8 protein-coding genes are annotated in these 12,575 nt (G+C 71.3%); 5 read left to right on the top strand and 3 right to left on the bottom strand.

Translation table 11 applies throughout. The features are described from left to right. Positions 1-22 precede the first annotated feature (22 nt). From AOM07_RS01585 to AOM07_RS01575, 3 genes are read right to left on the bottom strand one after another with little or no spacing between them, the layout of a single operon-like run. Entirely contained in the window at positions 23-625 is a 603-nt protein-coding gene (locus AOM07_RS01585; RefSeq protein ID WP_062310732.1) for a SanA/YdcF family protein, read from the bottom strand. Continuing rightward, entirely contained in the window at positions 622-864 is a 243-nt protein-coding gene (locus tag AOM07_RS01580; RefSeq protein WP_062310729.1) for an acyl-CoA carboxylase epsilon subunit, read from the bottom strand. The genes AOM07_RS01585 and AOM07_RS01580 overlap by 4 nt, the downstream gene beginning before the upstream one ends. Then, the gene (locus AOM07_RS01575) at positions 861-2,441 is read right to left on the bottom strand and encodes an acyl-CoA carboxylase subunit beta (RefSeq protein ID WP_062310727.1); all 1,581 of its coding nucleotides are present in this window, start codon (positions 2,439-2,441) and stop codon (positions 861-863) included. Before AOM07_RS01575 ends, AOM07_RS01580 begins: the two co-directional genes overlap by 4 nt. A 49-nt stretch (positions 2,442-2,490) precedes the next feature. On the opposite strand from AOM07_RS01575, the gene AOM07_RS01570 reads away from it, so the two are divergent. From AOM07_RS01570 to AOM07_RS01550, 5 genes are all read left to right on the top strand, one after another. After that, positions 2,491-3,339 (top strand): biotin--[acetyl-CoA-carboxylase] ligase, encoded by an 849-nt coding sequence (locus AOM07_RS01570; protein ID WP_082227342.1) that lies wholly within the window; start codon positions 2,491-2,493, stop codon positions 3,337-3,339. A 253-nt stretch (positions 3,340-3,592) separates the two neighbouring features. Then, on the top strand, positions 3,593-6,007 hold the full coding sequence (locus tag AOM07_RS01565) for a glycoside hydrolase family 3 N-terminal domain-containing protein (protein ID WP_062310725.1): 2,415 nt from the start codon (positions 3,593-3,595) through the stop codon (positions 6,005-6,007). A 154-nt stretch (positions 6,008-6,161) separates the two neighbouring features. After that, positions 6,162-6,569 (top strand): hypothetical protein, encoded by a 408-nt coding sequence (locus AOM07_RS01560; RefSeq protein WP_062310722.1) that lies wholly within the window; start codon positions 6,162-6,164, stop codon positions 6,567-6,569. A 217-nt stretch (positions 6,570-6,786) separates the two neighbouring features. Next, positions 6,787-9,789 carry a glycoside hydrolase family 3 N-terminal domain-containing protein gene (locus AOM07_RS01555; RefSeq protein WP_062310719.1) on the top strand — a complete coding sequence of 1,001 codons (3,003 nt, stop codon included), beginning with the start codon at positions 6,787-6,789 and terminating at the stop codon, positions 9,787-9,789. A gap of 348 nt (positions 9,790-10,137) precedes the next feature. Further along, the gene (locus AOM07_RS01550; protein WP_062310716.1) at positions 10,138-12,567 is read left to right on the top strand and encodes a glycoside hydrolase family 3 C-terminal domain-containing protein; all 2,430 of its coding nucleotides are present in this window, start codon (positions 10,138-10,140) and stop codon (positions 12,565-12,567) included. Positions 12,568-12,575 lie beyond the last annotated feature (8 nt).

Raw genomic sequence — 12,575 nt, 5'->3', positions numbered from 1 at the left:
CCGCGCGCGCGAGGGGTGGACGTCAGCGCGGGGCGTCGTGCGGCGCGATCGCGTCCCGCGCGATCTCGAGCGCGGCCTTCCACGTGGCGGGCAGCTCGCGCACGTACCCGATCGCGGTGTGCTGGCGGGCGAGCACCGGCGGGTAGGCGCCCTGGGTGTCGAGCCCGACGCTGCGGCACAGCCACATCGCGCGCGGCACATGGAACTCCTGGGTGCACACGACGACGCTGCCGAGCCCCAGCCGGTCGCGCGCGTTGCGGGCCGACGCGCGGGTGTCGTGGCCCGAGCCGTCGCGGACCAGCGCATCGGCCGGCACCCCGAGCTCGAGGGCGGTGCGCTCCATCGCCTCGGTCTCGTCGAGGCCCTCGCGGTTGTGCGCGGCGCCGGTGAGCACGAGCAGCGGCACGAGCCCGCGGTGGTAGAGCGCCGCGCCCGCCTCGACGCGCTGGCGCAGGAAGCGCGACGGGCGGCCGTCCGGCCACACGCGCGCGCCGAGCACGAGCGCCGCATCGGCCGGTCGGAACGCGTCGGAATCGGCCGGGTGGCGGTCGTGCAGGGACGATGCGCGGGCGTAGGCCTGCGGAGCCGCGAGGCCCGCGAGGGCGAGCGGGAGGAGACGCCTCATCGCAGCGAGTGGCGCCAGGCCGCGTCGCCGCGCGCGAGGGGGAGCGGGCCGCGGTAGCCGCGCAGCGTGCGCGACCGGTCCATCCAGGCCGAGCGCGGGCTGCCGGGCTCCTCCGCATCGTCCCCCGCCGCGGAGGCCATCGCGGCCGCCGCGGCGACGAGCGCGGCGAGCTCGGCCTCGTCGGGGGTGCCGCGCACCACCTTGAGGCCGGCCGCCGCGCCGAGCGCGTCCTCGGTCACAGCGGGATGTTCCCGTGCTTCTTGGGCGGCAGGGCGGCGCGCTTGGTGCGCAGCGCCCGCAGCGCCTTGACGATCTCGGCACGGGTCTCGGACGGCTCGATCACCGCGTCGACGTAGCCGCGGTCGGCCGCGTCGTACGGGTTGACGATGCGGTCCTCGTAGTCCTCGACGAGCGCCTGGCGCTCGGCCTCGACGTCGCCGCCCTTCGACTCGACGTCGGCGAGCGTGCGGCGGTGGAGGATGTTGACGGCGCCGCCGGCGCCCATGACCGCGATCTGCGCCGTGGGCCACGCGAGGTTGACGTCCGCGCCGAGCTGCTTGGAGGCCATGACGATGTACGCGCCGCCGTAGGCCTTGCGCGTGATCACGGTGACGAGCGGGACGGTCGCCTCGGCGTACGCGTAGATGAGCTTGGCGCCGCGGCGGATGATGCCCTGGTGCTCCTGGCTCACGCCCGGCAGGAAGCCGGGCACGTCGACGAGCGTGATGATCGGGATGTTGAAGGAGTCGCACGTGCGCACGAAGCGGGCGGCCTTCTCCGACGCGTTGATGTCGAGCGTGCCGGCCATCTGCATGGGCTGGTTCGCGACGATGCCGACCGAGTGGCCCTCGACGTGGCCGAAGCCGACCACGACGTTGGGCGCGAACAGCGGCTGCACCTCGAGGAACTCGCCCTCGTCGACGATCGCCTCGATGAGGGTCGTCATGTCGTACGGCTGGTTGTCGCTGTCGGGGACCAGCGTGTCGAGCGCGAGGTCCTCGTCCGTGACCTCGAGGTCCGCCTCCGCCTCCCACGCGGGCGTGTCCGTGAGGTTGTTCTGCGGCAGGAACTGGAGCAGGTGCTGGACGTACTCGATCGCGTCGTCCTCGTCCTGCGCGAGGTAGTGCGCGACGCCGGACTTCACGTTGTGCGCCTGGCCGCCGCCGAGCTCCTCGAACGTGACGTTCTCGCCGGTGACGGACTTGATGACGTCCGGGCCGGTGATGAACATCTGCGAGGTGCCGTCGGCCATCACGATGAAGTCGGTGAGGGCGGGGGAGTAGACCGCGCCGCCCGCGGACGGGCCGAGGATGATCGAGATCTGCGGGATCACGCCCGAGGCCGCGACGTTGCGGCGGAAGATCTCCGCGAACTGGGTGAGCGCCGCGACGCCCTCCTGGATGCGCGCGCCGCCGCCGTCGGAGATGCCGATGAGCGGCACGCCCGTGCGCAGCGCGAAGTCCTGGATCTTGGCGATCTTCTGGCCGTGCACCTCGCCGAGCGACCCGCCGAAGACCGTGAAGTCCTGGGAGTAGACGGCGACCTGGCGGCCGTCGATGGTGCCGTAGCCGGTGACCACGCCGTCGCCGTAGGGGCGGTTGCGGTCGAGGCCGAAGTTGCGGGAGCGGTGCCGCGCGAGGCGGTCGAGCTCGGTGAAGGACCCCTCGTCCAGCAGCTGGTCGATGCGCTCGCGGGCGGTCTTCTTGCCGCGCGCGTGCTGCTTCTCCTGCGCGGTCGCCTCGGGGGCGGTGACGGCGGCGTCGACCTTCTTGCGCAGGTCGTCCAGCGCGGACGCGGTGGACTTCGTCGGCCTCATGGGTGACACGGTTCTCCTTGGGGTCATGACTGCCCGATAGCCTAGCCCGGTGACCACGCCAGGAGCCGACGACGTCGCCCGATCGCGCCGCCCGCTCACCGAGGCCGCGCTCGCGGACCTCGTGCCCGGCACCCTGTCGCGTCTGGTCGTGGTGCCGTCGTCGCCCTCGACCAACACCCGCCTGCTGTCCGTGGCGGGGGCCGAGCCGGACGCGTGGCCTCACCTGTCGGCGATCGTCGCGGACCACCAGACCGCGGGCCGCGGCCGCGCGGGCCGCGCCTGGGTGACGCCGCAGGGGGCCGCGCTCACCGCATCGTTCCTGCTCCGTCCGCAGCACGTCGCGCGCGAGGACTACGGCTGGGCGCCGCTCGTCGTGGGCCTGGCGACCGTGCGCGCGCTGCGCCGCGTGGGCGTCGGCGCGTGGCTCAAGTGGCCCAACGACGTGGTGGTCGAGGCCGGCGCGCGCGAGATCCCCGGCTGGGGACGGTGGCGCAAGGCCGTCGGCGTCCTGTGCGAGACCGTGCCGGGGCAGGACGCGATCGTCGCCGGCATCGGCATCAACGTCTCGCAGGCGTCGGCCGAGCTGCCGGTGCCGCACGCGGCCTCGCTCGCGTCGCTGGGCGCGACCTCGCTCGACCGCGTGACGCTGCTGCGGGCGCTCGCGGCCGAGCTCGCCGGCGCCGTGGCGCTGTGGGACGCGGGCGGCGACCACCCGCGCGCGGCCGTCGAGCAGGTCACCGCGACGCTGGGCTGGGACGTCGCCGTCGACGTGCCCGGGGGCCCGCCCGTCGCGGGCCGCGCCGTCGCGCTCACGGAGGCGGGCGCGCTCGTGGTGCGCACCGTCTCGGGCGACGAGCGCGTGGTGATGGCGGGCGACGTCCGCGTCCGCCGCGGCTGAGACCAGGCGTCACGCCTGGTCCGACGACGTCGTGAATCGATAACGGAACGGTCACGACGCCCCCTCGGGGGCGCAGGTTGTGCGCCTGGGGCGACAGGTTGTGCGGACCGGCCAGGGGCCCCGACGCCCGCTGATTGACTCTCGTTCAGCACGCACGTGCCCGGCGACCCCCGAAGACGACGAAGTTCGAACAACGAAGTTCCTCGGGGCCGGCATCGATGCGCGCGATCAGCACACTGATGAGGAGACAGCGATGAAGTCAACGAAGACGGTGGGAGGGACCGCGATGCGGTCGCTCCGTGGCAGGGGAGCGCTCGCCTTCGCGGGTGTGGGCCTTGCCGCCACGCTGGCCGGATGCACCGGCTCCACCACCAACGACGCCAGCCCGGACGTGTCCGGTGACGCGTCCGCGTACGCGACCAGCGAGGTGACCGACGGCACGACGACCTTCGTCGTCGTGGACAACCCGGGCGACGCCCCCGACCTCAGCTACGGCGCCGAGAGCGGCGTGACGCTGCTCGAGGAGACGGTCGACGGCGCTACGGTCGCGTTCAAGGACATGAACGGCAACGGCGAGCTCGACACGTGGGAGGACTGGCGCGTCGACTCGACCGAGCGCGCGCAGGACCTCGCCTCGCAGATGTCGATCGAGCAGATCGCCGGCCTCATGCTCTTCAGCTCGCACGAGCGCTCCCCCGCGGACGGCCTCACCGACGCGCAGAAGGAGTACCTGTCCGACTCGAACCTCCGCGCGGTGCTCAACGCCGCCGGCTCGGACGCGGCCACCACCGTGCCGTGGGTCAACGAGATGCAGGCGTTCGCCGAGTCGCTCGCCACCGAGGACACCCCGTACGTCCCCGTCAACTTCGCCTCGGACCCGCGCTCGACCGCCGGCTCCGGCGGCTACAACGCGGACGGCGCGGACATCTCGCGCTGGCCGTCGAACCTGGGCCTCGCGGCCACCTTCGACGCCGAGCACACCAAGAACTTCGGCGAGATGGCCTCGGCCGAGTACCGCGCGCTGGGCATCACCACCGCGCTCAGCCCGCAGGTCGACCTCGCGACCGAGCCCCGCTGGAGCCGCGTCGGCGGCACCTTCGGCGAGGACTCCGCGCAGTCGGGCGAGCTGACGGCGGCGTACGTCGACGGCTTCCAGGGCTCCGACGGCGAGGCCGCGTGGGGCTCCGAGTCCGTCAACGCGATGATCAAGCACTGGGCCGGCGACGGTCCGGGCGAGGGCGGCCGCGAGGCGCACACCGAGTCCGGCAAGTACGGCGTGTACCCGGGTGACAACCTCGAGGAGCACGTCTCCGTGTTCTCCGCGGCGCTCGACTCGGCGGCCGTCATGACCGCGTACTCGATCGCGCTCGACGAGAACGGCGACCCGCTGTTCGAGGACCGCACCGGCACCGCGTACGACACGGGCCGCATGGAGATCCTGCGCGCCGACCTCTCGTACGAGGGCGTCGTCGTCACCGACTGGGGCGTCATGAGCGGCGCCAACGACGAGGGTGTCTTCTTCGGCATGGCGTGGGGCGCGGAGGACCTGACCCCCGCCGAGCGCTACGTCGAGGTGCTCGGCACCGGCCACGACATGTTCGGCGGCGTCAACGACGCGACCTTCATCCTCGAGGGCGCCGAGCTCTGGCAGGAGATGTTCGAGGCCGGCGAGCTCGACATGGACGCGGAGACCCGCTTCCAGCTGTCGGGCACCCGCATCCTCAACATGATGTTCCAGACCGGCCTCTACGAGGACTCGTTCCTCGACCCCGAGGCGTCCTCGGCGGTCCTCGCCTCGGACGACAAGGTCACGGCCGGCTACGAGGCGCAGCTCGCCTCGGTCGTCATGCTGAAGAACGACGGCGTCGTCGCCGAGGGCACGGACTGGTCGGACAAGACCGTCTACATCCCGCAGTCGTACGACATCGGCATCGCCAGCGCGTTCGGCCCGGCGGCGTACTCGCAGGGCCCGACCATGGACCTCGACGTCGCCGCCGAGCTCTTCGGCGCCGTCGTCACCGACGAGGTCGAGCTCGACGACGAGGGCCAGGTCGTCAAGTACACCGCTCCGGACCTCTCCGACGTCGACCTCGTCATCGTCGGCATGGACAGCCCGAACTCGGGTGGCACCTTCACCAACGCGGGCCTCACGGTCGCGGAGGACGGCACCCGGACGTGGACCCCGCTGTCGCTGCAGTACCGCGAGTACGTCGCGGACGGCGACAACGTCCGCAAGACCTCGATCGGTGGCAACATCCTCGAGGACGGCACCGTGGAGAACCGCTCCTACTTCGGCAACACCGCGTTCATCACGAACGAGGCCGACCTCGACGCCTTCGAGCGTGCGGTCAAGGCCGTCGAGAAGAGCGGCAAGGACATCCCGGTGATCACCGCCCTCAAGGCGATCAACCCGACCATCCCGGCCGAGTTCGAGGCGGACTCGGACGCGATCCTCGTCAGCTTCGGCACCTCGGACCAGGCGCTGTTCGACGTCGCGATGGGTCAGTACGAGCCCTCGGGCCGTCTGCCGATCCAGTTCCCGGCCGACATGGACACCGTCGAGGCGCAGTTCGAGGACGTCGCGAAGGACATGACGCCCTACACCGACGCCAACGGCAACGCGTACGACTACGGCTTCGGCCTCAACTACTCGGGAGTCATCTCCTAAGCAGCACCACCCCAGGGATGTGGCCGGCGGCACGCCGTCGGCCACATCCCGGCCCCCGAAGGTCCGGCAGAGCACCCGCTCGATCCGGGTACGGTGGGCGACCCGACCGCGGGAGAACGCCGCGGCTCGACAGACACATGAGTAAGGAACAGACATGCTGAACAAGAAGGTGAAGGCCACCGGCCTCGCATTCCTCATCGCCGCCACCGGCACCTTCGGTCTGACCGCGTGCTCGAGCGACACGGGGTCCTCGTCCGAGGTCGCCGCCGAGGAGCAGTCGACCGTCGACGTCGCGACCGACCTCGAGACCGCGCGCCAGGCCGTCCTCGACGCGCTCGCCGACGACGAGTGGGCCCAGGTCATGCTGGCCAGCGACGTCGACGCGCCGACCGTCAAGTACGGCCTCATGGTGATGCCGTTCGTCGCGACCGACGCCGCGTCGCGCGTGACCGGCACCGTGAACGTCGACGGCGACAAGTTCGTCATCGAGGCGGACTCGGCCGCCACCGGCCAGACCTGGCAGATCGACCAGGACGGCACCATCACCGAGGTCACCGAGTAACTCGGCAGAGAGCCTCGCGAGACGTCCCGCCTCCGGCGGGGCGCCCGCCCGGTCCGATCTCGCGACCGGGCGGGCGCATCGTCCCCGCGCAGGCTCGACGCCCCACGCCAGCGGTGGTGGCGAGCGACGGCGCGAAGCGCCGCTCGCACGTGCTGGCACGGACGACGGAGAACGCGTCCGACGTCCGACCGATCCACATTTCTGAAGGAGACACGCAGTGAACGCCCGTCCGCGCAAGGACGCCGCACCCGCAAGGAAGCGGATGTCCAACAAGAAGTACCTGTCCATCTGGCTACCCGTGCTCGCGCTCGTGACCGCGCTGACCATCGTCGCGAACATGGCGCTCGTCATCGCGGGCGGCTGGGTCGCATCGCAGCTCGGCTCGGGCACCTACACGTTCACGAACTCCGACGAGTCCGCGGATTGGGACACCTCGTACTACGAGTCCGACTTCGCCGACATGGACGAGGTCGACGCCGCCGCCAAGGACCTCGTCGAGGACATCGCCGCGGGCGGCATCGTCCTGGCGAAGAACGAGGACGGCGCGCTGCCGCTGGGCTCGGGCTCGGCCGTGACCCTCCTGGGCCGCGCGGCCGCCGACCCGGTGTTCGGCGGCTCGGGCTCCGGCTCGGTCGACACCAACTCCGCGGTCGACGTGCGCGCGGGCCTCGAGAACGCCGGCTTCTCGATCAACGCGCCGGTCTACGACGCGATCTCGGCTTACGCCGAGGAGAACAAGCGCGGCCACATCGAGATGGACCTGCCGATGTCCTCGACCTACACGATCGGCGAGATGCAGATCGACGGCTACGAGGCCCAGTCGGCGACCTTCGGCGACTACGACGACGCCGCGATCGTCGTGATCGGCCGTCCGGGCGGCGAGGGCGGCGACCTCGCGCAGGACATGCTCGACATCGCGAACCCCGAGAACGTGGACCCGCGCGCCCAGGAGGGCGAGCACCAGCTCGAGCTCAACCAGGACGAGAAGGCGACGATCGCCCTCGCCAAGGACAGCTTCGACAAGGTCGTGGTCGTGGTCAACGCCTCCACCACGATGGAGCTCGGCTCCCTGCAGGACGACCCCGAGATCGACGCGATCCTCCTCGCCGGCTCGCCCGGCGCGACCGGCTTCAACGCCCTCGGCTCGATCCTCGCCGGTGACGTCAACCCGTCGGGCCGCACGGTCGACACGTGGGCCGCGGACTTCACCGCCGACCCGACCTGGAACAACTTCGGCAGCTTCGTCTACGACAACATCGAGGCGTCCTACCCGGTCTCCGCGACCGAGTCCGCGACCTCGAACGCGACCGTCACGTCCGACGCGCCGTTCGTCAACCACGCCGAGGGCATCTACTTCGGCTACCGGTACTACGAGACCGCGGCCGCCGAGGGCTTCATCGACTACGACGACGCGGTGGTGTACCCGTTCGGCTACGGCCTCAGCTACACCGACTTCGCGTGGGAGGTCGCCGGCACCGAGGCGGGCGCCGTCGACGGCACCATCGCGGTGACGGTCGACGTCACCAACACCGGCGACGTCGCGGGCCGCGACGTGGTGGAGCTGTACTACTCCGCCCCCTACACCGCGGGCGGCATCGAGAAGTCCGAGGTGGTTCTGGGCGGCTTCGCCAAGACCGGCGTGATCGAGCCGGGTGCCTCGGAGTCCGTCACCATCGAGCTCGCGGTCGAGGACATGGCGTCCTACGACTACCTCGAGAACGCCGCGTACGTGCTCGAGGCCGGCGACTACGAGATCACCGTGCAGACCGACTCGCACACCGTGGCCGAGGGCACCGAACCCTTCGTCTACACGGTGGACTCCGACGTGGTCTACGCCGGCGACGACCACCGTGCGTCCGACGCGGCCGCGGTGACCAACCAGTTCGACGACGTCTCCGCGAACTTCACCACCACGGGCGAGGCCGGCAAGATCCCGGTCTTCTCGCGTGCGGACTTCGCTGGCACCTTCCCGACGGCCCCCACCGCCGAGCAGATGGTCGCCTCCGACGCGATCGTCGAGGGCTTCGAGGCGTGGGACTACGACGCCGCGGCCGCCGGCTTCGAGGGCGACAAGCCCACGACCGGCGCCGACTCGGACCTCGCGCTCATCGACCTGCGAGGCCTCGCCAAGGACGACCCGCAGTGGGACGAGCTGCTCGACTCGCTGACCGTGGGCGAGATGACCGACGTGCTGCTCAACGGCGCGTACCAGACCGCGCCCATCGGCTCGATCGGCAAGCCCCAGACGCTCGAGCCCGACGGCCCGGCCGGCTTCTCGTCCTTCATCAACTCGTCGATCAACGGCGTCGCCTACCCGTCCGAGGTGCTCATCGCCCAGACGTGGGACGTCGAGCTCGGCAACGCCATGGGCACGATGCTCGGCAACGAGGCGCTGCAGAAGGGCATCAACGGCTGGTACGCGCCGGCGATGAACATGCACCGCTCGCCGTTCGCGGGCCGCAACTTCGAGTACTACTCGGAGGACCCGCTCCTGTCCGGCGCGATGGCGACCTCGGTGGCCAACGGTGTCGCGACCAAGGGCGTGTACGTCACGGTCAAGCACTTCGCGCTCAACGAGCAGGAGACCAACCGCGTCAACAACGGCGTGGCCACCTGGGCGACCGAGCAGGCGATCCGCGAGGTCTACCTCAAGCCCTTCGAGATGGCCGTCAAGGACGTCTCGATGGACGTGACCTACATCGCCGACGACGAGGGCACCACGGCGCAGGCCACCATCGGCCTCGGCGGCGTGATGAGCTCCTTCAACCGCATCGGCTCCACCTGGGCCGGCGGCTCGGAGGCGCTCCTCACCGACGTGCTGCGCACCGAGTGGGGCTTCGAGGGCTTCGTGATCTCGGACTTCAACCTGTACCCGTACATGAACCCCAACCAGGGGATCTCGGCGGGCACCGACCTCACGCTGACGTTCCAGCCGTCGAAGTCCTTCGGCGACACGACGTCCGCCAAGGCCGTGACCGACATCCGCAACGCGACCCACAACATCCTGTACACGGTCGCGAACTCCAACGCGATGGACGGCCTCGCGCCGGGCGCGACGGTGGCCTACACCCCGCCCACGTGGGTCTACATCCAGATCGTCTCGACGGTCGCGGTGGGCCTCCTGGTCCTGGGCGGCGTGTTCATGGTGGTGCGCCGCGTGCGCCGTCACCGTGCCTCGACGTCCGAGAAGGTCGACTCGGACGTGCTCGTCAACGCCTGATCCGGCGACGCTCCACGACGGGGCGGCGGACCTGCCACGCGCAGGCCCGCCGCCCCGTCGGCGCGCGTAGGAGCGCACCCCGCGTACCGGTACGAATCGGGCATCTGCCAGGCAGGCGGCACGGGCGGCGACAGAACGTGCGACCGGTTGAGCAGGTTGTGCATCGCGGTCACCGGGGCCCTTGCCGCTCGGGCTTAATTGACTCACCGAACTCTCCGTGGAGCCCGGACCGTCGTCAACGGCGACAGCGCAGATATCCGGCCCACGAACGCTCCCGACATCGCTCGGCCCCCGGACAACGTCGCCGGGGTACGGCAGCCGCGAGCGGACCAGAAAGGAAGCGACACGATGACCGACGAGCTCAGCCTCCTCGAGAAGGCCGCGCTGCTCAGCGGCGCCAGCGTCTGGGAGACCCGCGCCATCGAGCGTGCCGGCATCCGCGCCCTCAACCTGTCGGACGGCCCGCACGGCATCCGCAAGCAGCTGGGCTCGGGCGACCACCTCGGGATCAACGCGTCCGCCAAGGCGACGTGCTTCCCGACCGCGGCGACCGTGGCCAACTCGTGGGACCTCGACCTCGCGATGCAGGTGGGCGAGGCCCTCGGCGCGGAGGCGGCCGCCCTCGACGTCGACGTCGTGCTCGGCCCCGGCCTCAACATCAAGCGCTCGCCGCTGTGCGGCCGCAACTTCGAGTACTTCTCCGAGGACCCGTACCTGTCGGGCAAGCTCGCCGGCGCCTACGTGCGCGGCATCCAGTCGCAGGGCGTGTCCGCGTGCCCCAAGCACTTCGCCGCCAACAGCCAGGAGCACCGCCGCATGGCGAGCGACTCCGTGGTCGACGAGCGCACGCTCCGCGAGATCTACCTCACCGCGTTCGAGATGGTGGTGCGCGAGGCCGCGCCGAAGGCCATCATGTCCTCGTACAACAAGGTCAACGGCGAGTACGCCCACGAGAGCACCCACCTCCTGCAGGACATCCTGCGCGACGAGTGGGGCTTCGACGGGGCCGTCGTCTCCGACTGGGGCGGCTCGAACGACGCCGTCCAGGCGGTCAAGGCGGGCGGCACCCTCGAGATGCCGTCGCCCGGCCTCGACTCGGCGCGCCAGCTGCTCGACGCGGTCGCCGCCGGGGACCTCACCGAGGAGCAGCTCGACGTCCGCGTCGCGGAGATCCGAGTGCTCGTCGAGCGGATCGACCCCTCGCTCGCCCGCGCCGTCGACGTCGAGGCGCACCACGCGCTCGCGCGCCGGGTCGCCGAGGCGAGCCACGTGCTGCTCAAGAACGACGACGACCTCCTCCCGCTCGCCTCGGGCACCCGCATCGCCGTCATCGGCGACTTCGCGGAGACGCCCCGCTACCAGGGCGCCGGCTCGTCGCTCGTCAACCCGACGCGCCTCTCGTCCGCGGTCGAGGCGATCACCGCATCGTCGCTCGACCTCGTGACCTACGCGCAGGGCTTCCGCCGCACCGGCGGCGAGGACGAGGCGCTCGCGACCGAGGCCGTCGCGGCGGCGCGCGACGCCGACGTGGTGCTGCTGTACCTGGGCCTCGACGAGACGAGCGAGTCCGAGGGCAACGACCGCACCCACCTCGAGCTGCCGCACAACCAGGTGGTGCTGCTCAACCGCCTCCGTCAGGCGACCGACCGCATCGTCGTGGTGCTGTCCGCCGGATCCGTGGTGGAGATGCCCTGGATCGACGACGCCCGCGCGGTCCTGCACGGCTACCTCGGCGGCCAGGCGGGCGCCGAGGCGACGGTCGCCGTCCTCACGGGCGAGGTGAACCCGTCGGGCCGCCTCGCCGAGACGTACCCGCTCCACCTCGAGGACAACCCCAGCCACGCGTACTACCCGGGCCGCGCCGAGACGGCCGAGTACCGCGAGGGCCTGTACGTCGGCTATCGCTACTACCTCACCGCGCACGCGCCCTCGCTCTTCCCGTTCGGCTACGGCCTCAGCTACACGACGTTCGAGTACTCGGACGTCGCGGTGGACGACGCCGGCATCACGTTCACGGTGACGAACACGGGCGCCGTCGCCGGCGCCGAGGTCGCGCAGGTCTACGTGGGCCGCTCGTCGACCGGCGTGCACCGCCCCGTGCGCGAGCTCAAGGGTTTCCGCAAGGTCGCGCTCGAGCCGGGCGCCAGCGTCACGGTCACCGTGCCGTTCGACGAGTACACGTTCCGCCACTACAGCGCGAGCCGCGGCGCGTGGGCCGTCGAGGCCGGCCGGTACTGGGTCGGGGTCGGCGCCTCCGTCGAGGACATCCGCGGCGAGGGCACCGTGGAGGTGGCGGGGGAGACCGCCACGATGGACGGCGTCGCGGAGCTGCCGGCGTACTACTCGGGCCAGGTCGCCCAGGTGTCCGACGCGGAGTTCGCGCAGCTGCTCGGCCACCCGATCCCCGCGGTCACGACCGAGCGCCGCGCGCTCGGGCCCAACGACCCGCTGCTCGCCATGCACCAGGCGCCCAGCCCGCTCGCGCGCCTCGCGGCGTCCGTGCTCCGGTCGCTCATCGCCCGCGCCGAGCGCAAGGGCAAGCCCGACCTCAACCTGTACTTCCTCTACAACATGCCGTTCCGCGCGATCGGCAAGATGACCAACGGCGCCGTGAGCCAGGAGATGGTCGGCTCGATCGTCACCCTCGTCAACGGCAGGCACCTGCGCGGCCTCGGCGGCCTGATCTCGGGCTTCGGGCGCAACAGGCGCGCGAGCCGCGAGCTCGAGGCCCAGCTCGCCGCCGCCTCCGCCGCCACCCCCGAGCGCGTCAGCGCCTGACCCCCCTG

The sequence above is a fragment of the Demequina rhizosphaerae genome (assembly GCF_000971255.1).
GTDB lineage: Bacteria > Actinomycetota > Actinomycetes > Actinomycetales > Demequinaceae > Demequina > Demequina rhizosphaerae.
Note: the sequence above shows the minus strand (reverse complement) of the source record. Positions and strands in the feature narration are given on the sequence as shown.